A 24,962-nucleotide genomic window follows, 5' to 3' on the forward strand; every position below is an offset into this window, starting at 1 on the left:
TTTTCGGTCACAATGCTATCCTTTGAGCGTATCCATCTCATCTACATGAACTGTCGGGCGATTACGGTACAAAGCAATCAAAATTACAAGACCTACCGCTGCCTCCGCTGCCGCTACAGACATCGTAAACAGCGAAAAAATTTGTCCTGTTAAATTCGGAAACAAGCCTAATTTACTAAACGCTACTAGATTTAAATTGGCGGCGTTTAACATCAATTCGATACAAACTAGTACAATTACTGTATTTCGCTTTGTTAAAGCTCCAAATAAGCCGATGCAAAACAAAATAATCGCAAGTGTTAAATACGCAGAAGCCGGAACGCTACTCATGGGAATCCTCCTCTCCCTCATCCTTCTTCGCAAGGATAATCGCTCCTACAAGTGCTACAAGTAAAATAACTGAGGTTAATTCGAATGGAATAATATATTTTGAATAGAGAAGTGTACCGATTTGAAGTGTGTTATTTTCATGGAGAGGTAAACTTCCTTGTGTGCTTTGATTTGAAAAATCGATACTATTAACAGCGAAATACATAACTGCTCCAAATGCTACAACCGCAAAGAAGATAATCCATTTTCGAAGAGTAAGGCGCGATTCATTTTCCGCGTTATGTTTCGTTAACATAATGCCAAAAATCATAATAATAGTGATTGCACCAGAGTAAAGTAAAATTTGTGCCACTCCGATAAATTCGGCTGATAAGAGAAAGTACAAACCCGCAATGCTAAGGAACGTAAGCACAAGGGCCAGCATCATATGCATTACTTTCGTTAAATTCAGCATAAGAACACCGCCGATAATCGCAGACAAGGATAATATAAAGAAAGCTACAAACTCGCCGTTCATGCTTTATTCTCCTTCCTGACGTTCTCGTCGTTCTCGTCAAGCCACTGCAAATTTTTAAATAAATCATCACGTGAATACTCTGCAAGTTCAAAGTTATTTGTCATTACAATCGCCTCTGTCGGGCAAACTTCTGTACATAAATCGCAAAGAATACAAATTTCAAAATTAATATCATACGTGTCGATAATTTTCCCTTTTTTCGTAGGATCAGGATGTTTTTTTCCTGTTAATTGAATGCAATCTGTCGGACAAATGTTGGAACACTGATTACAAACAATACATTTCTCTGGATAAAACTTTTGAATACCTCGAAATCGGTCTGGTAATGGCAACGGTTGATTTGGATAATCATACGTCACCTTTTTCTTACTCAAATTACTAAGCGTATATTTTAACCCTTTAAATAGTCCTTTCATCTCTTACTGGCACCCCCTTTATAGATTAGAAGAATAGCTCCTTAATCAATGCCGTTAAGAAAATATTTGCAAGTGCGATTGGTAATAATACTTTCCAACCAAACTCCATTAACTGGTCACCTCTTATGCGCGGGAACGTAACGCGGAACCAAATCAATAGAAAGACCACACTGCTGAATTTCAAAGCAAACCATACGGCTCCTGGAATAAACCCAAGGAACATAACTGGATTCCAGCCTCCTAAAAAGAGTACTGTAATTAAAGATGACATCCCGAAGAAATACACATACTCTGAAAGCATGAAAAACGCCCAGCGAAAACCTGAGTATTCCGTATGGTATCCTGAAACAAGTTCTGACTCCGCTTCGGGTAAATCAAACGGTGTCCTATTTAACTCTGCAACTGCCGCGATTAAGAAAATGACGAAACCGATTGGCTGTACGAAAATGTACCATACCTTTTCCTGCGCCGCTACAATTTCATTCAAGTTAAGACTACCAGCTAACAAAACGACGCCAATTACACTCATCACAAGTGGAATCTCATAAGAAATCATTTGCGCTGCCGCACGCATCCCTCCTAAAAGGGAATATTTATTATTTGATGCCCATCCCCCAGTTACAACTCCGATCGTCGTAATCCCAGAGACAGCAATGTAATACAGTAACCCTACGCCAATATCCGCGAACTGAAATTTATCAGTAAACGGGATAACCGCAAGCACCATAAATGCTGGTGCGAATGCAATAACAGGCGCTAATATAAACAACGGTTTATCTGCAGCTTTCGGAATACTATCTTCTTTTAATAATAATTTCAAAACATCAGCTACCGTTTGGAGTAAACCGAACCGGCCCCCAACTTGGTTTGGTCCAATCCGCCCTTGCATAAATCCCATCACTTTCCGTTCTGCCAAAATACCGTATGTAACGAAGCCAAGGACTGCAAATAATAGAAGCACCGCTAATCCGAAAAAAATGAAGAAATTCGTCCAGCTTGAAGGTGATTGTAAGAGCGTCTCAATCATTAGCCGTCAACCTCCCCAAGTACAATATCAACCCCACCTAAAATCGTAATTAAATTGGCGATGTTTTCACCTTTCAATAACTTCGGTAAGATTTGCAAATTATAAAAAGACGGTCTGCGAAATTTCAAGCGGTACGGCTCTTTCTTTCCATCACTAGCAATATAACAGCCAATCTCTCCCCGCGGTGACTCTATACGGACGAACGCTTCTCCTTTAGGTGCTTTAATAATTTTCGGCACTTTCGCCAGCACAGCGCCGTCTTTCGGGAACTGCTGGGCTGCTTGCTCAATAATTTTTAATGACTCCTCAATTTCCTTCATCCGGCAAACGTAGCGGTCCCAAGCATCTCCCGTGCTCCCAACAGGAACATCAAATTCAAAACGATCATAAATAGAATACGGTTCATCTTTGCGAAGATCAAAGTTTACTCCCGTGCACCGCAAATTTGCGCCGCTTAAAGAATACGAGATCGCCTCTTCCGCGCTATATACACCAACGCCTTTCACACGATTTAAGAAAATTTCATTTCCGCTAACAAGGTCGTGATAACCTTCCAACTGCTCTCTCATATACGGAACAAACTCTTTCACCTTTTCAATCCAGCCGTCTGGTGCATCCCACTTCACGCCACCGACTCTCATATAGTTGAAAGTAAGCCTTGCACCGCACAATTCATTTAATAAATTTATAATCATCTCTCGTTCACGAAATGCGTATAAAAATGGACTAACCGCTCCTATATCAAGCAAGTTCGTTCCCCACCAGACGAGATGACTCGCAACTCTCCCAAGCTCCATCGCAAGCACCCGTAAATATTCAGCACGCTCCGGAATCTCAAGATCCATCATCGTCTCTACAGCGTGGCAAATGACGTAATTATTCGTCATCGCTGATAAATAGTCCATTCGATCTGTATACGGGATAATTTGCGTATATTGCAAGCTCTCAGCGATCTTTTCTGTTCCGCGATGCAAATACCCGATAACCGGTGTAGCCTCTTTAATAATTTCCCCGTCAATCTTAATTACAAGCCGAAACACACCATGTGTACTCGGGTGCTGCGGTCCTACATTTAAGAGCATCTCTTCCGTACGGATCACAAGCTACACCTCCACATCATACGGTTCATAATCTTTCCTAAGCGGATACCCTACCCAATCATCCGGCATTAAAATGCGAGATAAATTAGGATGACCTTTAAACACAATACCAAGCAAATCATACGCTTCACGCTCCGGCCAATCTGCCCCTTTCCAAAGCGGCGTCACCGATTCTACTTGCGGTGCTTCCCTATCTAGCTTTACCTTCACTGCTACTGACTGTTTCTTTCCATATGAAAATAAATGAACATACACTTCCATATGTGTCACAAAATCTGTCGCATGTAGCTCTGACATATAATCAAAAGCAAGTCCCTCATGGAATCGTAGCAATTCCATCACTTCATAATATCTTGAAGGATCCGCCACAAGAGTTGGAACATCTTTTGACAGCTTATTAATATAGGAATCTACTAATGCATATTCCCCTATCTTCTCCTTAACAGCCTCCACATATTGATTTAAATATGGTTGGTTAACTGATGGCTCTTCCTGCTGCGGTTCATCTTCTATCTCATTTACAGCTCCCTTTGCCCTTGCCGCTGCAGCGGCTTTCGCTTTTGCGGCTGCAATTGCCTTTGCTTTCTCATCTCCAGAATCCCCATCACCTTGCGAGGCTTTCTGCTTCGCTAATGCAGCTACTTTTGCTTTTGCAGCTGCTACAGCCTTTGCCTTCGCTTTTGCTTTTTCTTCGTCCGTTACTTCTTCTATTCCTTCTCGCTTTTGCTTCGCTAGTGCCGCTGCTTTCGCTTTTGCTTTTTCTTCGTCCGTTACTTCTTCTGTTCCTTCTCGCTTTTGCTTCGCTAGTGCCGCTGCTTTTGCTTTTGCTTTTGCTTTTGCAGCTGCTGCGGCTTTCGCCTTCGCTTTGACTTTTTCTTCGTCCGTTACTTCTTCGCTTCCTTCTCGCTTTTGCTTCGCTAGTGCCGCTGCTTTAACTTTTTCCTCGTCCGTTACTTCTTCTGACCCTTCTCGCTTTTGCTTCGCTAGTGCCGCTGCTTTCGCTTTTTTTTCGTCCGTTACCTCTTCTGACCCTTCTCGCTTTTGCTTCGCTAGTGCCGCCGCTTTCGCTTTTGCAGCTGCTGCGGCAAGCCGTTTCGCTTCTTCTACATTAATCCCCTTATCTTTTGGTAGCGCTTTCTCTTTTTCTCGATGTTCTCCTTCAAGTTTAGACATTTCCGCCTCATGTTTCGCAGCAAGACGTTTTCGCGCTTCCTCTTTCGCATGACGGGCTGCTTCTCTTTTCATGCTTTCTAAGTCTTTATTTGGATCACTCATTTATTCGTCACCTGCTTCCCGGTCCTCGCCTCGTAACGAATTTTTTCTTTTAATTTATTAATTCCATAAATTAAAGCAGCAGGATTTGGAGGGCATCCAGGAATATACACATCAACTGGTACAATTTGATCTACACCTTTCACAACAGCATACGAATTCACATACGGACCACCGGCCGTTGCACAAGATCCCATCGCAATTACCCACTTCGGTTCAGGCATTTGATCATATAGGCGCCGAACAATAGGTGCCATTTTCTTCGTTACCGTTCCTGACACAATCATGACGTCCGATTGTCTTGGTGAAGTCCGAAAAAATGACCCAAATCGATCTAAATCGTAATGTGATGAGCCTACTCCCATCATTTCAATCGCACAGCATGCCAGTCCAAATGTCATCGGCCATAAAGAGTTGCTCCGCGCCCATCCCTTCAACTGTTCCAATGTAGAAAAAAAGATATTCCTTTCTAATTCCGCTCGCTCCTGTGGGTGTAATTCCTCAAAATTTATAACCATTGTAACACCTTCTTTTTCCAAGCATACGCTAATCCAACTAGCAACATCACAACAAAAATGAGCATTTCAATCAGTGCAAATAAACCAAGCTTGTCATATGCAACAGCCCATGGGTATAAAAATAAAGTTTCTACATCAAAGATGACGAACAATAAAGCGAAAATGTAATAACGAGCATGAAACCGAATATTTGCATCATGAAAAGGCTCAATTCCACTCTCATACGTCGTCGCTTTCGCTGCACTCGGTTTGTTTGGACGCAGCATTTTCCCTAATGTAAGAGCCACTACCGGCAGCAATATACCTAATAGCAAGAAAATCAAAACGATCATATAACTATTTTCATATACACTTGCCATTGTGAAACCCTCCCCCCTGAATTAAGAACAAGTTCACATAGTAAACAATATGTCTTACTTGCATTATTTATTATTTTTAAATTTTTCTAAATAATGCAACTATTTAATTCATTATAGCAAACTTCAAATTCTTATGTCGATATATTGGGAACAGAAACAACAATTAATACTTGCTGAGCAAATCTATTTTTACAACTCATTATAAATGTGTAAAATAAATATAGAAATTCTATATGTTTTCAAGCAATCATAAAAAACATAAACTAAAAAAAGATGGTTCTTATGTATATACAGTGGGTGATATAAATGAAAAAACAAACACATGTAAGTATTCTTATAAGCATTTCATTGTTGTATATAGCTATTCATTACGTATCAATGTCCTTTTTATATGAGTACGCACTCCCATTTCAAATATTAACTGGAATAAGTACCATATTAATTGATATTACAATTTGCAGTTATATATTTTATTTTTCAAATATAAAACAAGGGTTATCTCGTTTGTTTTGGATAACATTAACTATCGGATCCTTCTCTTATTTCATCGGCGATATAGTAGTTGCTTATCAACGCTTAATTCTGCATGACTACTATACATTCGTTGATCCATCAGACTTTTTTTACTTATTATTTTTAATTAGCTTTGCATTTGCCTTTCTATATGAAATTATTTATGGCCGAGATTTATTGGAACAGCTTTTTACGATATGTGATATTTGTATTATTGTTACTGCTCAATTTACTTTAAGCTACTATTTACTTATTGAAAGAACCATTCATATTTTTACAACATCATATATCGACATGTTTGTTCAACTCACGTATCCAATGGCTGATCTACTCTTTCTTTTAATAGGAATCAACCTTTTATTCAGACCATTATCCTTACTACCAAAGCAAGTTGGTGCTCTTCTTGGCAGTGCTTTAATTTTGTATGCTACTACGGATTCTATTTATGCTTATATAAAATACTTCCAGCCTGAGCACTCTATGTTCACAGTTGCTCCATTCTATCAAGTAACCTTATTATTGGTAGCAATCGCTTGTATACTTCACACAAAAGAGCCCGAAAAACAAGAACAAATATTACTAACGCCTCAATTTGGTGAATCAATCCGATTATCATTACCGTATATTTCTGTCGTGATGCTTATTGTTTTTATATTGGTCGAATATGTTTTTGCACCTATCGTAGTAATTGGACTTATGGTAACTTTCGCCTTCGTTCTCATACGCCATACGTTAGTTCGAAGACAAAATAAAATATTATTGCTAGCACAAATGCGATTCAGCTTAGAACTCGAGAAACAAATCGAACTACGTACAGAAGATTTAGTAGAACAAAAAAATGAGTTATATCATAACCAACAAATGTTTAAATCTTTATACGAGCATCATCCAGATCCAATTTTCACATTAGATTTGTACGGTAATTTTCTCAATGTGAACAACGCTGGAACTACTTTACTCGGTTATCAAACGAATGAATTATTAAACCAACCATACTATTCACTTATGTATGAAGAAGATTTAGAAGAAATCATTACTGCCTTTCATCACGTGAAAAAAGGGAAATCTATTTCTTTAGAAATACGGGCATATCATAAAAATAGAGATATTTACTACTTACATGTTACAGCTGTTCCCATCTTTTTAAAGGAACATATTTCTGGGGCCTATTTAATGATTAAAGATATTACAGAAAGCAAGCAGCAACAAGAGCAAATTAATTTCCTAGCATATCATGATACTTTAACGGAACTTGCAAATCGCCGTTCATTTCATCTGCAGTTAGAACAAGCAATTGTACGAGCAAAACTATCGAAAAGACCTTTTGCTGTTATGTTTCTCGATTTAGACCGTTTTAAAGTTATTAACGATACTCTCGGTCACCGGGTAGGAGATCTTCTTTTAATTGCTGTAGCAAAAAGACTAGAACGAATATCGACGTCAAATATGAAACTTGCTCGGTTAGCTGGGGATGAGTTCACAATTCTTATAGAAGATTATAAAGAAGATAGAGATGTACAAAAAATAGCTGATATGATTGTACTATCTATGAATGAGCCATTCGAAATTGAAAATCAACATTTACAAATCTCGCCAAGTATCGGGATTGCAATATACCCAGAAGCAGGCGAAGATCCGTTATCTATTTTACAACATGCTGATATGGCCATGTACGAAACCAAAAATAAAGGAAAGAATGGTAGCTCACTTTATACGAAAGAGTTATATAAAAAAATGGAGCGAAAAGCTCGAATTGAAAAAGATTTACCACTTGCTTTAGTAAATAAAGAATTCTTTCTCGTCTATCAACCACAAGTTGACATTACAACGAATAAAATCATCGGTGCCGAAGCTTTAATCCGTTGGAAACACCCACTATTAGGTGACATTTCACCATGTGAGTTCATTCCAATTGTGGAAGAGACTCCGCAGGTCATCCCACTTGGGCATTGGGTGCTACGAGAGTCTTGTCGTCAACTAAAAATATGGCAAAGTTTTGGATACACAAACTTAAAAATGAGTGTCAATTTATCAGCGAAAGAATTTCAACAAAATCAATTAATCGAAAATATTTCACAAATACTAAAGGACGTTAAAATTGACCCGAAAGATGTAACACTTGAACTAACAGAACGAATTGCGATGATTGATGAAAAAGAAACATTATCGAGACTAAAGCAATTAAAAGAATATGGTATTCAAACGTCCATTGATGACTTCGGTACCGGCTACTCTTCTCTTGCTTATTTATCAATTTTCCCTATCGATACATTAAAAGTACCAAAAGAATTTACACAACTAGCCGATCATCGGCCTGAAGAAAGAGCCATCGTTTCCACTATCCTTTCCCTTGCAAATACTTTAAATCTCTCTGTCGTTGCTGAAGGAATTGAAACAGAAAAACAACTTAAGTTTCTGCAAAAAAACAACTGTAAATACATGCAAGGTTACTATTTCAGTAAACCTCTAACAAGTAAACAGTTTATAAAATTCCTACAAAAAACACCCAGTATGAACCGATAGTTCACACTGGGTGTTTTTTAAAGTGTCGGAATTCTTTTTTCGTAATATTCTTCTGCAATCTCTTCGTAAAAAGCTGCTGTCGTTGTATAAAAATATGGAATCAACCATAAAAATCCAATCCCTAATGTAATACAACTTAATATAAACCAGCCAATAAAACTTAAACATAAAATAAAATACTCCATCTTATGTCCAGCCATCATACGACGACTTTCTGTAATAGCTTGATTTATTGAATACTCAGGATGATCATTTATAATAAAATACGTCATCGCATAAGAAAATGATTTAATAATGCCTGGAATAATAAATAGTAAACACCATAAGAAAATATAAATGTTTACTACTATATATAATAAAAATGACTTTATAAACTTACTTCCTTCTGTAAACCATCTAAATATATGCCCAATACGCGCTTCCTTTTCACGAATTATATGTAGTGCTAAACAATAACCCCCTAGCGTTAAAGGCCCCACCAGCAATATTGTAATAACATCTATTGAAAGTGAGCTGTTCACTTCTTTCCACTCCCAAACCTGAGAGAGAAGGAACTGAATACTAAAACTAAAAGCTGAAGTAAGAATCGAAATAAGTAATGTTGCCCCAACAGCTAAGCCCCATTTTCCTTCCAGTGAATCTAGCGCTTCTCCTTTTAAATCACTAATCATACTTAACCTCCTATACGTAATAATTCTATTAGTATAGCACGTCCCTACTGCAATTCACCTTTTGCAATATAGCGATAAAAATGTGCTGTCGTTGTACCTACATATGGACTAAGCCAAAGAAATCCTATTCCAAGAGTAAGAATTGCTAAAATAGCCCATCCTATGAAGCTAAGCCATAAAAGAAATAAATCTAGTTTATGCCCCTTCATAAAGTTCTTACTTTCTTTCATCGCCTGTGAAACGCTATAATCTGGATTTTCAACCATAACATAATACGTCATCGCATAAGAAAAATACATCACAATCATTACAACAATCGAAATAGCTAATAGTACAAAGAAAGCAATTGTTAACGATACATTCCCTTCCTCACCAAAAAACGCGAATACACCTAGTAACAACATTGGAATCCACGTACCTGTATATAACAAAATCGCAAGCATAGCCCACATTGTTTTCATCATTCTTTTAAAGCCACGAAATCCTTCAAATAAATAATCTACTCTAGCATCTTCTCGTTTACTAATTTGTAGCAACACATTCGTATAACCGTATGATGTAATACCATAAGATGCATTACTCAAAATGATCATTATGCAATAAAAAATTCCAAATGTAATACCTGCCCCGACTGATATCGCTTCCTCTTCAATTGAATCCGCTAAACCAACAACTAAGAAAAATATAATAATTCCTGGAATTAAAAGTATAAGCATTGCAGCCATTGAAACAACATAACTTAAAATAATATGTAAAATCGTTGATCCAACACCTAGTCCCCATTTTCCCTTTAAAGAGTACAATGCTTCTCGTTTCATTTCACCGATCATTTGTTCATCTCCTTTATGAAATATAAATTGTTATATATTTTCTACTTATACAAACAACAATATAATTATACCAATTTTGTCAGTTTATTCTATCTATTAAATTGAGTTTCAGTTTCGACATTTAAATAAAACACATCTATGCATAACAAAAAACGAACCTGCAGTTCTTTTTATTTCTTGATTTTCACTTGGCATCGGGCAGAAAAAGGCTCTGGCCGCTTCTATGCACGGCTAGATGCTCTCTCCTACCTAAAGAGAGGCATTTTTTTCCCCTTTTTATTTATATCCATAACAAAAAATCCGTAAAGGCAAGAGCCTTTACGGATTTTTTTACTTCATATCAGAAACGTTTAAACGGTTCACAGCACGCTGCAAGGCCATTTCTGCACGTCTAAAGTCAACATGCGCTTGTTTATCTTGCATACGTTGCTCAGCGCGACGTTTCGATTCATTTGCACGATGGATATCGATATGGTTTGCTTCTTCAGCAGATGATGATAACACAGTTACTTTATCTGGACGAACTTCGATAAAGCCACCGCTTACTGCTACATAATCAGTGTGCCCACCATTTTTCAGACGAACCGCACTAATTTTTAAAGGTGCAACAGTTGGAATGTGACCTGGTAAGATCCCCATTTCCCCACTCTCTGCTTTTACGCTTACCATTTCTACTTCTTTTTCGTAAACCGGTCCATCAGGAGTTACAATACTGACTGGAAATGTCTTCATAATTCGTCCCTCCTAAGGCCTTACGCCATCATTTTCTTCGCGTTTTCAATAACTTCTTCAATGCTACCAACAAGACGGAACGCATCTTCTGGAAGGTCATCATATTTTCCTTCTAGAATTTCTTTGAAACCACTAACTGTATTTTTTACAGGTACGTAAGAACCTTTTTGACCTGTAAACTGTTCAGCTACGTGGAAGTTTTGTGATAAGAAGAATTGAATACGACGAGCACGATGTACAACTAACTTATCTTCTTCAGATAACTCATCCATACCTAAGATAGCGATGATATCTTGAAGCTCTTTATAACGCTGTAAAGTTTGCTGTACTTGACGAGCTACTCCATAATGCTCTTCTCCTACGATTTCTGGAGAAAGCGCACGAGATGTAGATGCTAATGGATCTACGGCTGGGTAAATACCCATTTGTGTTAAACGACGCTCTAAGTTTGTTGTTGCATCTAAGTGAGCGAACGTTGTAGCTGGTGCTGGATCCGTATAGTCATCGGCTGGTACGTATACCGCTTGGATAGACGTGATAGATCCTTTATTTGTAGATGTAATACGCTCTTGTAATTGACCCATTTCTGTTGCAAGTGTTGGCTGGTAACCTACCGCAGATGGCATACGACCAAGAAGGGCAGATACTTCAGAACCCGCTTGCGTGAAACGGAAGATGTTATCGATGAACAATAGTACGTCTTGTCCTTGCTCATCACGGAAATGTTCAGCCATTGTTAAACCTGTTAATGCAACACGTTGACGTGCTCCAGGTGGCTCGTTCATTTGTCCGAATACCATCGCAGTTTTCTTAATTACGCCAGAATCGCTCATTTCGTGGTATAAGTCGTTACCTTCACGAGTACGCTCACCTACACCAGCGAATACAGAGATACCACCGTGCTCTTGTGCGATGTTGTTAATTAATTCCTGAATTAATACTGTTTTACCTACGCCGGCACCACCGAATAGACCGATCTTACCACCCTTAATGTAAGGAGCAAGTAAGTCTACTACTTTAATACCAGTTTCAAGAATTTCTACTTTAGTAGATAACTCTTCGAATGCAGGCGCTTGACGGTGAATTGGATCACGACGTACATCCGCAGGAACATCACCATCTAAGTCAATTGCATCACCTAATACGTTAAATACACGACCAAGTGTTACATCACCAACTGGTACAGAGATTGCTTTACCAGTATCTTCTACTTCTGTGCCACGAACAAGTCCATCTGTGGAAGACATTGCAACTGTACGAACTGTGTCATCACCTAAATGAAGTGCAACTTCAAATGTTAAGTTAATGCTTGCTCCGTTTTCGTTGCTTTGTTTTACCGTAAGGGCGTTGTAGATTTCTGGTAGCTTTCCGCCATCAAACTTAACGTCTACAACCGGACCCATGATTTGCGTAACGCGCCCTTTATTCATCGGGTTCCCTCCTAGCTTTCTTTTAATTAGCCAGCTTTCTAAGAGAAGTCGGCTTTTAATTTTTATTAGTTTATAGCTTACGCGACTCTCCTGTTCTGGACGAGCCGCTTCCGCTTTTTATTGAATCTAGTTCCAGCGGCTAGAACAGTCGGTCATTTCGCGCCTTCCTACGAGGCCAAAAGCGCCTCTTCGTCAGGAGTTCCAATGCCCTCCCCTTCTGAGCAAGCCACCTACGCTTTTTAATACTATTCTAACGCTGCTACTCCACCAACGATTTCCGTAATTTCTTGCGTAATCGCTGCTTGACGCGCACGGTTAAATGAAAGTGTAAGTGAATCGATAACTTCCATTGCGTTGTCTGTAGCACTCTTCATTGCTGTCATACGCGCCGCGTGCTCACTTGCTTTACCGTCTAGTAATGCACCGTACACTAAGCTTTCTGCGTATTGTGGCAATAATACTTTTAAAATTTCTTCTTCAGAAGGTTCGAATTCATAAGCTGTCGTCGGTTTATCAGACGCCACATCCGTAAGCGGTAAAATTTTATTTTCCGTTACTTCTTGTGAAATTTTACTTACATAATGATTGTAGTAAATATACAGCTCATCATAAGCACCATCTGCGAACATCGCAATTGCTCGAGAAGCAATATCTTTAATATCAGTAAATGATGGGTGGTCAGATAATCCAACTACTTCATCAATGATGTTAAAGCCGCGACGTTTTAAATAATCACGTCCTAGTCGTCCAAGCACAATAATTGAATATTGGTTTGAATCCATATTATGACGTTCACGAATTACGTTACTTACTGTACGTAATACGTTACTGTTATAACCACCTGCTAGTCCGCGATCAGATGTAATAACGATGTACCCTGTACGCTTTACAGGACGCGCATTTAGCATTGGATGATTAATCCCTTTACTTCCTTGCGCAATGCTCGCTACTACTTCTTGAATCTTTTCCATATACGGAACGAAAGATTTAGCATTTTGTTCTGCACGGTTTAACTTAGATGCAGATACCATCTCCATCGCTTTCGTAATTTGACTCGTTTTCTTTGTCGAGTTAATCTTCGCTTTTATATCGCGTAAAGATGCCACAGGTTTTCACCACCTTTTTTCCGGAAGTTGGCACGATTAGTAAGAATCCTCTTCCTAATCTACGTTGCAAGATATTCTTGCTCATGATTGAAGGAAAAGAATAGGTGCACCTACTCTTTTCCTTTACATAACCGTCAGCAATCTCAAAGTTTGAGATGCCTTTATATTATCTAGCTCCAGCGGCTTGAATGCTCGGTGGCTTCACTTCTTCCCCCTCACATTCAGAACGAGCCGCTTCCGCTTTTATTTATTATTCAGAAGCTACGAATACTTTTTTAAATCCGTTAATTGCCGCTGCAAATTTGTCGTCATCCGCAAGTTTCTTAGTTGTGCGAATTTCGCTTAATAAGTCAGTTGCATTTGAATCTAACCAAGCATGGAATTCTTCTTCGAAACGAGTGATATCTACTACTGGGATATCATCTAGGAATCCACGTGTTAAAGCGTAAAGAATGATAACTTGTTTCTCTACACGTAACGGTTTGTGTAATCCTTGTTTTAATACCTCAACTGTACGAGCACCACGGTTTAATTTCGCTTGTGTTGCTTTATCAAGGTCAGAACCGAACTGAGCGAACGCTTCTAACTCACGATAAGATGCAAGGTCAAGACGAAGTGTACCTGATACTTTACTCATCGCTTTAATCTGAGCTGATCCACCTACACGAGATACAGAAGTACCCGCATCGATTGCTGGACGTACGCCAGAGAAGAATAGGTCAGATTGTAAGAAGATTTGTCCATCCGTAATAGAAATTACGTTTGTTGGGATGTAAGCTGATACGTCCCCTGCTTGTGTTTCGATGAAAGGTAGTGCAGTTAAAGAACCGCCGCCTCTTGCATCACTTAATTTTGCTGCACGCTCTAATAAGCGAGAATGTAAGTAGAATACATCCCCTGGATATGCTTCACGACCTGGAGGACGACGTAATAGTAATGAAAGCTCACGGTAAGCCGCTGCTTGTTTTGATAAGTCATCATATACTACTAATACGTGTTTACCATTGTACATGAACTCTTCACCCATTGTTACACCAGCGTAAGGAGCTAGGTACAATAATGGAGCTGGTTGAGAAGCTGATGCAGTTACAACGATTGTGTAATCTAATGCACCGTGCTTACGTAGTGTTTCTACTACGTTACGTACTGTTGATTCTTTTTGTCCGATAGCTACATAGATACAAATCATATCTTCATCTTTTTGGTTAATGATCGTATCAAGTGCAACTGCTGTTTTACCTGTTTGACGGTCACCGATGATTAACTCACGTTGACCACGGCCAATTGGTACAAGAGCATCGATCGCTTTAATACCTGTTTGAAGTGGTTCATGAACAGATTTACGATCCATTACACCTGGTGCTGGACTTTCGATTGGACGAGTGTTTGTTGTATTGATTGGGCCTAAACCATCAACTGGTTGACCTAATGGGTTTACAACACGACCGATTAGTTCTTTTCCTACTGGTACTTGCATGATGCGACCAGTACGACGAACTTCGTCACCTTCACGGATTTCTGTGTAAGGTCCTAAAATAATGATACCTACGTTGTTTTCCTCTAAGTTTTGTGCTAGTCCCATAACGCCATTAGAGAACTCTACAAGTTCACCAGCCATAACGTTATCAAGACCATGAGCACGCGCAATACCGTCACCAACTTGGATAACTGTACCAACATCACTAACTTCGATTTCAGACTGATAGTTCTCGATTTGTTGCTTTATCAGTGCGCTAATTTCTTCAGCTCTGATGCTCATGTGCTTCACCCCTATCTATTCTTCATTAATTCACGCTGAATACGTGCTAATTTTCCTTGTAAGCTTCCGTCGTAAATGCGATTTCCAATACGTACTTTAATGCCGCCTAGTAAATCTTCATCCACAACATTTTTCACGCGAATTGCATCTTTTCCTGTTTTTTTTGCAAATGCTTCTGCAATGTTAAGTTTTTCTTCTTCCGATAGAAGACGAATAGAATATACAGTTGCATCCGCTACGTTACGTTCTTCATTAGCAAGAACAACATATTCATTTGCAATTTCAGGTAGGATATCAATACGCTTGTTATCAATTAAAATATATAACGTATTTAAAATAGATTCAGAAACAGATGCGAATACGTTTGCAAGAAACGTTTTCTTCTGCTCTTTTGAAATGTTCGGTTGCGTTAAAAAGCTATGTAGTTCTCCGTTCTTTGTAAAAACGTTTTGTACAAGGCGTAATTCCTCTTCAAACATTTCTAATACGTGTTTTTCTTTTGCAATTTTGAAAAGAGCGACAGCATAACGTTTTGCTACAATCCCATTGCTCATCGCGCTTCTCCTACTTCTTTAATATAATCGCGAATTAACTTCACTTGATCTTCTTCTTTTAATTCTTTTTCAATTACTTTAGAAGCAATATGAACAGATAAAGAAGCAACTTGTTCTTGTAAAGCAGCAATCGCTTGCTCTTTTTCGCGTTGAATTTCTTGTACAGCAGATGTTTTAATTGATTCTGCTTCTTCTTTCGCAGCAGCAACAATAACATCCTTTTGATCTACAGCTTGTTTCTTCGCTCTTTCGATTAACTCTTGTGCTTCAACACGCGATTGTTTTAACATTTCACGTTGTTCTTCTACTAATTTCTTCGCTTCAGCATTACTTCTTTCTGCAGCGTCGATTTCATTAGTAACATGCTCTTCACGTTCTTTCATAATTCCCATTAAAGGACCCCACGCGAATTTGCGTAGCATTACTAATAGAAGTAAGAAAATGAACAATGTATAAGCAATCGTTCCAAATGGAATGGAAGCCCCTAATAATAAAGTTGGCACAAGGATTCACTCCCTTCAAAATATCTAAATTGATCATATGAAAAAAAAAGACATACGTTTCGTTCATAAAGCAATGGCGAAGAAAGTTCGGAAAAACACTCTTCGCCATCTATGTAAGGGGAGTCTCCCTTATTTGTTCATTACGATGAAAGCAATAACTACACCGATAATTGGAAGTGCCTCAACTAATGCAACCCCGATGAACATAATTGTTTGAAGTGCGCCTTTTAATTCTGGTTGACGAGCAACACCTTCGATTGTACGTGATACGATAAGACCGTTACCAATACCTGCACCTAATGCTGATAAACCAATTGCAATTGCAGCTGCGATTACACCTAAACTCATTTAATTTGTCCTCCTTTGTATTATAAAAAAATAAATTTTTTCTTACTTAAATTATATTAATGGTCATGGCTTACTTTATGAGCCATATAAACCATCGTTAACATTACGAAAATAAATGACTGGATTGAACCAACGAATACGCTGAATCCCATCCATGCTAACATCGGTACAAGTGCACCTAATGCTCCTAAGAATGATGCCCCGCCTAACTTAGCAAGTAATCCTAATAAGATTTCACCTGCGTAAATGTTACCAAATAAACGAAGACCTAACGTTAATGTGTTAGCAAACTCCTCAATAACCTTTAATGGGAATAAGAATTTCATAGGTTGGAAATAACCTTTAACATATTCTTTCGTACCCTTCATCTTAATTCCATAATAATGGGTGAGGGTAACTACCATCACGGCTAATGTTAATGCAACTGCTGGATCAGACGTTGGTGATCTCCACCATGCAATATGTTCGCCAGCCTCAACTGTTGAATACATGAATGGTAAACCAAGGAAGTTCGATACGATGATAAACATGATAAGCGTAACGCCAAGCGTTAAGAAACGTCCACCTGTTTTCCAATCCATCGTACTATTGATAATCCCTTTCACGAAGTCAAACACCCATTCCATGAAATTTTGCATCCCGGTTGGGCGAAGCGCTAAGCTGCGAGTTCCGATAACAGCGATTAAGAAAACAATAACTGCTGCTACAGTAACCATCATAACTGATGACAAATCGAACGTTAAACCTAGAAATTCAACTAATTTACCGTGTTCCACTAGTAATTCACCTCTCTTCCCTGCTCGTATACTCTAAATAAAGAAAATCTATGATCATGACAAGGTATCCTGTCAGCAATCCTACACCTAAGCCCCACATCGCAATTAACTCTTGATATTTGGCTGCAAATAAAATTAATAACCCAATCGTGGCGAATCTTGAATATGTACTTACCGCTGTCGCCTTAAACTTCACGTTTTCTCCATTTGTTACGCGATCTAATAGCTTGTCTGTTCTACGTGCAATGATGCGCAAACTAAGAAAACTGAAAATCGTTCCGATAATCAGCCCAAGAAATACATCCTTGTAAGAGGTAATTCCCCATCCTAGCACTAGAAGCGCAAGCAAGTAGTACATATATTTCTTTTGTCGTTGGACAAGTCCATGTACGTCTATCATCATTGCTCTCCCGAATAGTAATGTTGAATGAGTCGAATCATTGCGTATACCCCTGTTCCTAACCCGAGTAATAACCCTATAATAAGAAACAACGGAAACGTTCCAACCTTATTATCAATCCATTGCCCACCAAAGATTCCGATAAGAATAGAACCAACTAACTGAGCAAGTATTCCTGACATTAAAGCATACGCTTTTATATGGCTGCGATCGTTTTTTTGCAAGGATTCATCCCTCCAATATGTAACCCTCATTCACGATGTGTTAATAATAACTCATTTTTCTGCATAAATTCTATACAAAATAAAAAGTTTACATTTTCGTCACGGAATAGATGCATTTTTGTCACTGAAAGCCCTACCATCTATCCCCGTTGTTAGCATACAATAGGGTATTAACAGTGTCAACGAGAAATCGTAAAAAATCAAAAAATTTGAGTATTAGGCATTTCCTCCCAAAAATGAAAACGTTCCCCTTCTAAATACTGGTTAGAGATATGCAATTTCTAACAGTTTTCTCTTTATAATAGAAGAAAATGTTCACAAGTTTGTCACTATTATATTTTTAAGATATAGCGCTTTCCTTCCATAATATAGTGTCCCCGAGACGTAAGACTTCTATATTATATGTGATGTGTATATAACTTATGTTGTATATACCCTGTATATTTATCTCCCCCTCCCCCGTGCGCTGAGGGCGAAAAAAAACGAGAGGGGAATCCCCCTCTCGTCTGTTGTCTTACTTCGTTCCGAATAAACGGTCACCAGCATCACCAAGACCTGGAACTACATAACCATGGTCATTTAACTTCTCATCTAATGCTGCTACATAAATATCAACATCAGGATGCTCTTCCTGCACTACTTTTACTCCTTCTGGAGCAGCTACGATACACATTAATTTAATTTGCTTTGCACCGCGCTTTTTCAGAGAATTAATTGCTTCAGCCGCAGAACCACCTGTTGCTAGCATCGGATCTAGTACGATAAAATCACGCTCTTCTACATCCGTTGGAAGTTTCACATAGTATTCTACCGGTTGCAATGTTTCAGGGTCACGGTATAAACCAACGTGTCCTACTTTTGCTGCTGGAATTAATTTCAGAATTCCATCAACCATTCCTAAACCTGCACGTAAAATCGGAATTAAACCAAGTTTTTTACCAGCGATCACTTTTGTTGTCGCTTTGCTTACAGGTGTTTCAATTTCAATGTCTTCAAGTGGAAGGTCACGAGTAATCTCGAAAGCCATCAAGCTTGCTACTTCGTCCACTAATTCACGAAAATCTTTCGTACCTGTATTCTTATCGCGAATATATGTAATCTTATGTTGAATTAACGGGTGATCAAATACATACAGTTTTCCCATGTGAATCTCTCCTTTAGATGATATTCATGCGTTTACACGCTTCTTTACACTATTTACGATTGTAAAGAAAACGCTACTAATATTCAAGGGCAAATTTGGTAAAATCATGATTTTACGATGAATCTATCTAGTATCTTTACCAATTATGGGAGCTGTATCCTTCATTATATCGCCAAAATTTATTCATCATTTGTATACATACTTTAAAAACAATATATGTCCACAAAAAAAGACTACTAAAACAATTACGTTTCAGCAGTCTTTTTTAATCTATTATAGATTTGTATACATTGGGAATTTGCTCGTTAACGCTTCTACACGTTTGCGCGCTTCTTCTAGTTCAGCTTCATTCTCATGATTTTTTAATGTATGAGCAATAATTGCTGCAATCTCATCCATTTCTTCTAAACCGAAATCACGTGATGTTACCGCCGCTGTACCGATACGTACACCGCTTGTTACAAATGGGCTTGCTGTTTCAAATGGAATCGTATTTTTATTCACTGTAATACCAACTTCATCTAATACGTGCTCTGCTACTTTACCTGTAATTTCCAAGTTACGAACATCAATTAAGATTAAATGATTGTCTGTTCCACCAGAAACAAGTGTAAGTCCTTCCTTTTGAAGGCCTTCAGCTAAACGATTCGCATTATTAATGATATTTTGTGCATATGTTTTAAACTCATCTTGTAGTGTCTCACCAAATGCAACAGCTTTTGCAGCAATTACATGCATAAGTGGTCCACCTTGAATACCAGGGAAGATTGATTTATCAATTTGTTTTGCAAATTGCTCTTCACATAAAATCATACCGCCACGTGGGCCACGTAATGTTTTATGTGTTGTTGTTGTAACAAAATGTGCATGTGGTACTGGATTTGGATGTAAACCAGCTGCTACTAAACCGGCGATATGTGCCATATCAACCATTAAGTACGCGCCCACTTCATCTGCAATCTCACGGAATCGTTTGAAATCGATAACACGAGGATATGCACTTGCACCTGCAACGATTAATTTTGGTTTATGTTCTTTCGCTTTTGCTAATACATCATCGTAATTAATACGGTGAGATTCAGCATCCACGCCATATTCTACGAAATTATATTGTACTCCACTGAAGTTAACAGGGCTTCCGTGTGTTAAGTGACCACCATGAGATAAATTCATGCCAAGTACTGTATCGCCTTGCTCTAAAATCGTGAAGTATACTGCCATGTTCGCTTGTGCACCAGAATGTGGTTGAACATTTACATGCTCTGCGCCAAAAATTTCTTTCGCGCGATCACGTGCGATATCTTCTACTACGTCTACGTGTTCACAACCACCATAGTAACGTTTTCCAGGATATCCTTCAGCATACTTATTCGTTAGAACAGAACCTTGCGCCTCCATTACTGCTTCACTTACGAAGTTTTCCGAAGCAATTAACTCGATCTTTGAACGCTGTCTTCCTAGTTCTGCCTCAATTGCAGCAAATACCTTTTCATCTTGACGTTTTAAATGATTCACCAAAATCCCCCTTTTCTGAACGAATTACATCAATTCCCAATAGTTTTTTCTCATTTATTCAGAAAAAACGAAAATTCAGGTTGTAATTCTTTCGAACCTTCATGTTTTCAACTACATTCTAACATGACTTTCTATATCATAAAAGAAAAAAAAAGACCAAAATTGGTCTTTTCTTTCTTCTATTATAAAGTCAGACCACATACCTTTTACCTTTCGATATACAGCTGTTATAAGACTTTATAATTTTTCATGTTTAACGGCAAGGAATAGCTTCTTCATTTGCCGCATAAACGGCACGTGCTCCACCTATTAGTTTCCCACGTGTTTTCGCCATCGTTACATGCGCACTTCCTATTTCCTTCACACTTGTACGAACCGGTACAGCTACATGCTTTAAATGCATACCGATAAATGTATCGCCGATATCCATTCCTGCATCTGCTTTAATAAACTCAATTACTACCGGATCTTTAAAATTGTGATACGCATACGTCGCTAATGCACCACCTGCTGATCTAACAGGCGTAACTGTTACAATTTCAAATTGATATTTCATCGCTACATCTCTCTCAACTACTAAAGCACGATTTAAATGCTCACAACATTGAAACGCCAATTCAATACCTGTTCTCTCTTGAAATTGTTTTAATTCAGAAAAAATCGCCTCTGCCACTTCCATCGTTCCTGATGTTCCAATTCTTTCACCTAGCACTTCGCTCGTGCTACACCCCACTACAAAAATTTGGCCTCTTTGCAGCGTGGCTTGTTCTTGGAAATCAGAAAGCGACATTTGTAGCTGTTCTCTTACCTTTACGATTTCTGTCATTACGCCTCTTCCTTTCACAGGTTGGTTCACCAAATTATATTTCATACTACTTATAGTTAGAATCTATTACTTTGTTTCGTACGTTTTAATTTTTCCTACGCGGTTTTCGTGACGGCCACCTTCATAGTCAGTTGTTAGCCAAATTTTCGCGATATCACGCGCTAGACCAGCTCCAATTACACGCTCGCCCATCGCTAACATGTTAGTGTCATTATGCTCTCTCGTCGCTTTCGCACTGAAAGTATCATGAACTAATGCACAACGAATACCATTTACTTTGTTTGCTGCGATTGACATACCAATGCCTGTCCCGCAAACTAAAATACCACGATCCACTTCACCATTCGCGACCATTTCTGCTGCTGGAAACGCAAAATCAGGGTAATCAACAGAACCAGCTTCACATTCACAACCTAAATCAATATATTCAATATTTAACTCTTCTAATAAACTTACAAGTTCTTTACGGATATTCATACCGCCGTGATCAGATGCTACTACTACTTTCATTTTTACCCCTCCGAAGTTTCAATCAATTATCTTCATTTCACACTCGCTACCTAAATGGAACAAAGTGATCTCCAATATCGTATTATACACGAAACATCAACCTTCTGAATGCTTTTTCAGTAAAGTTTGTACAAGTTTTTCCATCTCTTCTAACGTTTCTTTATAAATAGAAAGCGATCCGCCAAATGGATCTGAAATATCCTTACTTATACCCTTAGTTAATCCATATAATGTATCCAATTTCTTTTCCACGCTCGGATAATACCCAAGTACAATTTGCTTATGGTTTTCCGTCATTGTTACTACAATATCCGCCCAATCAACCAAAGTATCGTTTACCTGCTGCGCGGCATGATCGATTACAATTCCTTTTTCAGCTAAAGCTTCCTTTGCATGTATCGACACATCGCTTCCAGGATAGGCGAAAACACCAGCAGATTGCACTTCAAATTTACCTTCTCCATAATGACGAAGCAAAGCCTCAGCCATCGGACTACGGCATGTATTTCCAGTGCAAACAAATAACACCCGTTTCATCTAAACCCACCCCTTTTTTTCTGTTTCCTACATTTATCCCGATTGGTGAAGGCTAATAATCAGCGGGGGATGAACACCCTCCACTGATTAAAGTTTCACTTTATCATAGCGTACATTAGAATAGAACAAAAGAAATGTGAACATACGAAAGGCGCATTTCTCTTATATTTTTTCTAAGAAAAATGCGCCTTATCCACATATATGAAACCCTATTTCCAAGTGCCCAAAGTATTTTACCATACATAATGAACACACTACGAAACAAAATAAGGAATCCATTTCATATGAAACGGATTCCTTCTATCAAATAATTATTTCATTGTAACTTTCATTACTTCTGTTGAACCTTTTGTAGCTGTTACACCTACAGTTGTCTTAATAGACTCAGCTGCATCTGTGTTTGTAATAACGATTGGAGTAATTGTGCTTTTCGCTTTTTCACGAATTAATTCTAAGTCGAATGAGATTAATTTATCTCCAGCTTTTACAGCTTGTCCTTCAGAAACGTGAGCTTCGAAACCTTCACCTTCCATTTTTACAGTTTCTAATCCAACGTGGATTAAAATTTCTGTACCGTTTTTCGCTTTAATTCCAATAGCATGTTTCGTGTGGAATAATTGTACGATTTCACCATCAACTGGAGATACAACTACACCTTCAGTAGGATCGATCGCAACACCGTCACCCATCATACGACCAGCGAATACTGGATCTGGTACTTCTTCAATATTTTTCACTGCTCCAGTTAATGGAGCTACGATTGTTTCTTCATTTGTTTTTGAACCAAAACCGAATAATTTTTTAAACATAGGATAGTCCTCCTTATAATTTACCTAAAAGTTTATAGGGCAATCTCTATTCAAGATCGAAATACACGTAAGACTTCATATTTCGAATGTTATACTGTAAAAACTCTTTCGAAATAAATCATGTCATTACTACTAGACTCTTATTGTAGCGCTTCACAAAATTCCAGTCAATTCTGATTGTCTGAATAACAATGAGAAGTTAACTTCTACTTATATTTTCTCTTTTTTTCACTTACTTGTCTAGAGGTCTTTACTACATTTTATTTTTTGTTGTTAATTTGTAAAATTCCTTTCAAATTTTTTTGAAATTCACTTGACTAAAGTAAGTAACTATTTTATTATTACTTACATAAGGTAAGTTAATAACTTTTAGGAGGTTTTTTAAAATGATGGATATCGGTCTTCTTATTATTCGTCTTATTATAGGAATTACATTCATGGGTCATGGTGCTCAAAAATTATTTGGTTGGTTCGGCGGTTACGGCTTAAAGGGAACTGGCAGCTGGATGGAGTCAATCGGCTTACGTCCTGGTGTATTTATGGCATTTATGGCTGGCGCAACTGAACTATTAGGTGGTTTCTTATTCGCAGCAGGTATTTTCACTGTAGTTGGTTCATTATTTATCGTAGGAACAATGTTAGTAGCAATTTTCACAGTTCACGGAAAAAATGGTTACTGGGTAACACAAAACGGATTCGAATATAATTTAATGTTAATCGCTGTCGCTATCGGTGTAGCTTTAATTGGACCTGGCGCTTACGTTTTACTTTAATATTTATCTCTATTTCAAGATATTTACCAAAAAAGAGATTACTTCAGTACAATCGAGGTAATCTCTTTTTTTTACATCATCAAAAAAATATTATTTTCAGCAGGAGATTCCCATTGATATCTTGTAAAGGAACAATAAGTATTCATATTTAGAAAGGGGATTACAACATGTTATCCATTAATCCAAACGAACAAACTGAAAAAGATAATTACAAATTACTAACAGGAAGTATCATTCCACGTCCTGTTGCATTCGTTACTTCTGTAACTAAAGATGGCGTATTGAACGGTGCGCCATATAGTTATTTCAATATCGTCGCTGCCAATCCACCACTTATCTCAGTTTCAGTACAACGCAAAGAAGGAAAACCGAAAGACACTTCCAGAAACGCAATAGAAAAAGGGGAATTTGTCGTACATATTTCTGATGAATCTTACGTAGAAGCGATCAACGAAACAGCAGCGAACCTACCCCCTAATGAAAGTGAAATCGAATTAGCAAAACTAACACCGATTGACAGTGATGTCATTTCAGTACCAGGGGTTAAAGAAGCAAACATTCGAATGGAGTGCATATTAGAACGCGCTATCCCACTCGGCGGAACCGAAGACTCGCCAGCTTGTGACCTACTAATCGGCCGCGTCGTTCGCTTTCACGTCGCTGAACACTTATACGAAAACGGTCGAATTCACGCCGAAGAACTAAAACCAATAAGCCGCCTAGCAGGACACAACTACGCAAAACTAGGAGAACAATTTGAATTAGTGAGGCCTATCTAAAAGTGGAGGCGACTCGTTCAGCTCTGACCAGCTAAGGCTCTTTCGCCCTAAAGGCGCTTTTTGCCTTTCGGGTGGAAGGTTCTTAGATGCGAAGAGCTAGTCGCCGGAACTGGATATCACACCCTAAAAGCGCAAGCGGCTCGTTCAGAATGAGAGGGGGA

The 24,962-nt window shown here is 38.4% G+C and carries 30 protein-coding genes; 3 read left to right on the forward strand and 27 right to left on the reverse strand.

Annotated elements, in window-relative coordinates:
* Positions 1–15: 15 nt before the first annotated feature.
* The 8 genes from nuoK to nuoA are packed head-to-tail and all read right to left on the reverse strand — an operon-like array spanning position 16 to position 5,539.
* Positions 16–330 (reverse strand): NADH-quinone oxidoreductase subunit NuoK, encoded by a 315-nt coding sequence (nuoK, locus tag NSS97_RS26825; RefSeq protein WP_341114490.1) that lies wholly within the window; start codon positions 328–330, stop codon positions 16–18.
* Positions 323–847: an NADH-quinone oxidoreductase subunit J gene (locus NSS97_RS26830; protein WP_001012819.1), complete on the reverse strand. Its 525-nt coding sequence runs from the start codon at positions 845–847 to the stop codon at positions 323–325. Before NSS97_RS26830 ends, nuoK begins: the two co-directional genes overlap by 8 nt.
* Positions 844–1,263, reverse strand: coding sequence for an NADH-quinone oxidoreductase subunit NuoI (gene nuoI, locus NSS97_RS26835; RefSeq protein WP_000677191.1), 420 nt, complete (start codon positions 1,261–1,263; stop codon positions 844–846). The genes NSS97_RS26830 and nuoI overlap by 4 nt, the downstream gene beginning before the upstream one ends.
* A gap of 25 nt (positions 1,264–1,288) precedes the next feature.
* Positions 1,289–2,290 (reverse strand): NADH-quinone oxidoreductase subunit NuoH, encoded by a 1,002-nt coding sequence (nuoH, locus tag NSS97_RS26840; protein ID WP_341114492.1) that lies wholly within the window; start codon positions 2,288–2,290, stop codon positions 1,289–1,291.
* A complete protein-coding gene (gene nuoD, locus NSS97_RS26845; RefSeq protein WP_002184539.1) occupies positions 2,290–3,390 on the reverse strand; it encodes an NADH-quinone oxidoreductase subunit NuoD in 1,101 nt (366 codons plus the stop codon). The genes nuoH and nuoD overlap by 1 nt, the downstream gene beginning before the upstream one ends.
* Before the next feature lie 3 nt (positions 3,391–3,393).
* Positions 3,394–4,665, reverse strand: a complete 1,272-nt coding sequence (locus NSS97_RS26850) for an NADH-quinone oxidoreductase subunit C (RefSeq protein WP_341114494.1) — start codon at positions 4,663–4,665, stop codon at positions 3,394–3,396.
* Positions 4,662–5,180 (reverse strand): NADH-quinone oxidoreductase subunit NuoB, encoded by a 519-nt coding sequence (gene nuoB, locus NSS97_RS26855; RefSeq protein WP_002089729.1) that lies wholly within the window; start codon positions 5,178–5,180, stop codon positions 4,662–4,664. The genes NSS97_RS26850 and nuoB overlap by 4 nt, the downstream gene beginning before the upstream one ends.
* Positions 5,171–5,539 carry an NADH-quinone oxidoreductase subunit NuoA gene (gene nuoA, locus NSS97_RS26860; RefSeq protein ID WP_000179270.1) on the reverse strand — a complete coding sequence of 123 codons (369 nt, stop codon included), beginning with the start codon at positions 5,537–5,539 and terminating at the stop codon, positions 5,171–5,173. The genes nuoB and nuoA overlap by 10 nt, the downstream gene beginning before the upstream one ends.
* Before the next feature lie 306 nt (positions 5,540–5,845).
* Between nuoA and NSS97_RS26865 the strand changes: the two genes are divergently transcribed.
* The gene (locus NSS97_RS26865; protein ID WP_341114496.1) at positions 5,846–8,575 is read left to right on the forward strand and encodes a putative bifunctional diguanylate cyclase/phosphodiesterase; all 2,730 of its coding nucleotides are present in this window, start codon (positions 5,846–5,848) and stop codon (positions 8,573–8,575) included.
* Between the two features lie 17 nt (positions 8,576–8,592).
* Here NSS97_RS26865 and NSS97_RS26870 read toward each other — a convergent pair whose 3' ends face one another.
* The 19 genes from NSS97_RS26870 to NSS97_RS26960 form a co-directional block, all read right to left on the reverse strand.
* Complete coding sequence (locus NSS97_RS26870; RefSeq protein ID WP_002166408.1) at positions 8,593–9,246, reverse strand: DUF975 family protein; 654 nt, start codon at positions 9,244–9,246, stop codon at positions 8,593–8,595.
* Positions 9,247–9,290: 44 nt separating this feature from the next.
* Positions 9,291–10,076: a DUF975 family protein gene (locus NSS97_RS26875; protein ID WP_341114498.1), complete on the reverse strand. Its 786-nt coding sequence runs from the start codon at positions 10,074–10,076 to the stop codon at positions 9,291–9,293.
* A 330-nt stretch (positions 10,077–10,406) separates the two neighbouring features.
* Positions 10,407–10,808: a F0F1 ATP synthase subunit epsilon gene (gene atpC, locus NSS97_RS26880; protein WP_002016279.1), complete on the reverse strand. Its 402-nt coding sequence runs from the start codon at positions 10,806–10,808 to the stop codon at positions 10,407–10,409.
* Positions 10,809–10,828: 20 nt separating this feature from the next.
* Positions 10,829–12,238, reverse strand: coding sequence for a F0F1 ATP synthase subunit beta (gene atpD, locus NSS97_RS26885; protein ID WP_002016281.1), 1,410 nt, complete (start codon positions 12,236–12,238; stop codon positions 10,829–10,831).
* Positions 12,239–12,483: 245 nt separating this feature from the next.
* Positions 12,484–13,344, reverse strand: coding sequence for a F0F1 ATP synthase subunit gamma (gene atpG, locus NSS97_RS26890; protein ID WP_002016283.1), 861 nt, complete (start codon positions 13,342–13,344; stop codon positions 12,484–12,486).
* Positions 13,345–13,594: 250 nt separating this feature from the next.
* On the reverse strand, positions 13,595–15,103 hold the full coding sequence (gene atpA, locus NSS97_RS26895; protein ID WP_002016284.1) for a F0F1 ATP synthase subunit alpha: 1,509 nt from the start codon (positions 15,101–15,103) through the stop codon (positions 13,595–13,597).
* A gap of 11 nt (positions 15,104–15,114) precedes the next feature.
* The gene (gene atpH, locus NSS97_RS26900; protein WP_002130060.1) at positions 15,115–15,657 is read right to left on the reverse strand and encodes a F0F1 ATP synthase subunit delta; all 543 of its coding nucleotides are present in this window, start codon (positions 15,655–15,657) and stop codon (positions 15,115–15,117) included.
* Positions 15,654–16,160 (reverse strand): F0F1 ATP synthase subunit B, encoded by a 507-nt coding sequence (atpF, locus tag NSS97_RS26905; RefSeq protein ID WP_002016287.1) that lies wholly within the window; start codon positions 16,158–16,160, stop codon positions 15,654–15,656. Before atpF ends, atpH begins: the two co-directional genes overlap by 4 nt.
* A 129-nt stretch (positions 16,161–16,289) precedes the next feature.
* Positions 16,290–16,508 carry a F0F1 ATP synthase subunit C gene (gene atpE, locus NSS97_RS26910; protein WP_000052064.1) on the reverse strand — a complete coding sequence of 73 codons (219 nt, stop codon included), beginning with the start codon at positions 16,506–16,508 and terminating at the stop codon, positions 16,290–16,292.
* A gap of 56 nt (positions 16,509–16,564) precedes the next feature.
* Positions 16,565–17,284, reverse strand: coding sequence for a F0F1 ATP synthase subunit A (atpB, locus tag NSS97_RS26915; protein ID WP_000399874.1), 720 nt, complete (start codon positions 17,282–17,284; stop codon positions 16,565–16,567).
* Positions 17,285–17,291: 7 nt separating this feature from the next.
* Positions 17,292–17,684, reverse strand: coding sequence for an ATP synthase subunit I (locus tag NSS97_RS26920; protein ID WP_002016288.1), 393 nt, complete (start codon positions 17,682–17,684; stop codon positions 17,292–17,294).
* Positions 17,684–17,908 (reverse strand): AtpZ/AtpI family protein, encoded by a 225-nt coding sequence (locus NSS97_RS26925; protein WP_002089742.1) that lies wholly within the window; start codon positions 17,906–17,908, stop codon positions 17,684–17,686. Before NSS97_RS26925 ends, NSS97_RS26920 begins: the two co-directional genes overlap by 1 nt.
* A 26-nt stretch (positions 17,909–17,934) precedes the next feature.
* Positions 17,935–18,048: a DUF4024 domain-containing protein gene (locus tag NSS97_RS26930; protein ID WP_000232963.1), complete on the reverse strand. Its 114-nt coding sequence runs from the start codon at positions 18,046–18,048 to the stop codon at positions 17,935–17,937.
* 374 nt (positions 18,049–18,422) lie between these two features.
* Positions 18,423–19,052 carry a uracil phosphoribosyltransferase gene (gene upp / locus NSS97_RS26935; protein ID WP_002034907.1) on the reverse strand — a complete coding sequence of 210 codons (630 nt, stop codon included), beginning with the start codon at positions 19,050–19,052 and terminating at the stop codon, positions 18,423–18,425.
* A gap of 273 nt (positions 19,053–19,325) precedes the next feature.
* Positions 19,326–20,567, reverse strand: coding sequence for a serine hydroxymethyltransferase (gene glyA, locus NSS97_RS26940; protein ID WP_002034906.1), 1,242 nt, complete (start codon positions 20,565–20,567; stop codon positions 19,326–19,328).
* 253 nt (positions 20,568–20,820) lie between these two features.
* Positions 20,821–21,393 (reverse strand): TIGR01440 family protein, encoded by a 573-nt coding sequence (locus NSS97_RS26945; RefSeq protein ID WP_002089746.1) that lies wholly within the window; start codon positions 21,391–21,393, stop codon positions 20,821–20,823.
* A 66-nt stretch (positions 21,394–21,459) separates the two neighbouring features.
* Positions 21,460–21,903, reverse strand: coding sequence for a ribose 5-phosphate isomerase B (gene rpiB, locus NSS97_RS26950; RefSeq protein WP_000869917.1), 444 nt, complete (start codon positions 21,901–21,903; stop codon positions 21,460–21,462).
* A gap of 96 nt (positions 21,904–21,999) precedes the next feature.
* Complete coding sequence (locus NSS97_RS26955; RefSeq protein WP_002143871.1) at positions 22,000–22,440, reverse strand: low molecular weight protein arginine phosphatase; 441 nt, start codon at positions 22,438–22,440, stop codon at positions 22,000–22,002.
* Positions 22,441–22,751: 311 nt separating this feature from the next.
* Complete coding sequence (locus NSS97_RS26960) at positions 22,752–23,249, reverse strand: PTS sugar transporter subunit IIA (RefSeq protein ID WP_002016294.1); 498 nt, start codon at positions 23,247–23,249, stop codon at positions 22,752–22,754.
* Between the two features lie 386 nt (positions 23,250–23,635).
* On the opposite strand from NSS97_RS26960, the gene NSS97_RS26965 reads away from it, so the two are divergent.
* Both NSS97_RS26965 and NSS97_RS26970 read left to right on the forward strand, forming a co-directional pair.
* Positions 23,636–24,022 carry a DoxX family protein gene (locus NSS97_RS26965; RefSeq protein ID WP_044438303.1) on the forward strand — a complete coding sequence of 129 codons (387 nt, stop codon included), beginning with the start codon at positions 23,636–23,638 and terminating at the stop codon, positions 24,020–24,022.
* Between the two features lie 167 nt (positions 24,023–24,189).
* Positions 24,190–24,801, forward strand: a complete 612-nt coding sequence (locus tag NSS97_RS26970; protein WP_002034901.1) for a flavin reductase family protein — start codon at positions 24,190–24,192, stop codon at positions 24,799–24,801.
* Positions 24,802–24,962 lie beyond the last annotated feature (161 nt).

The organism is Bacillus sp. FSL R12-0074 (genome assembly GCF_038005725.1).
In the GTDB taxonomy this organism is placed as follows: domain Bacteria; phylum Bacillota; class Bacilli; order Bacillales; family Bacillaceae_G; genus Bacillus_A; species Bacillus_A mycoides.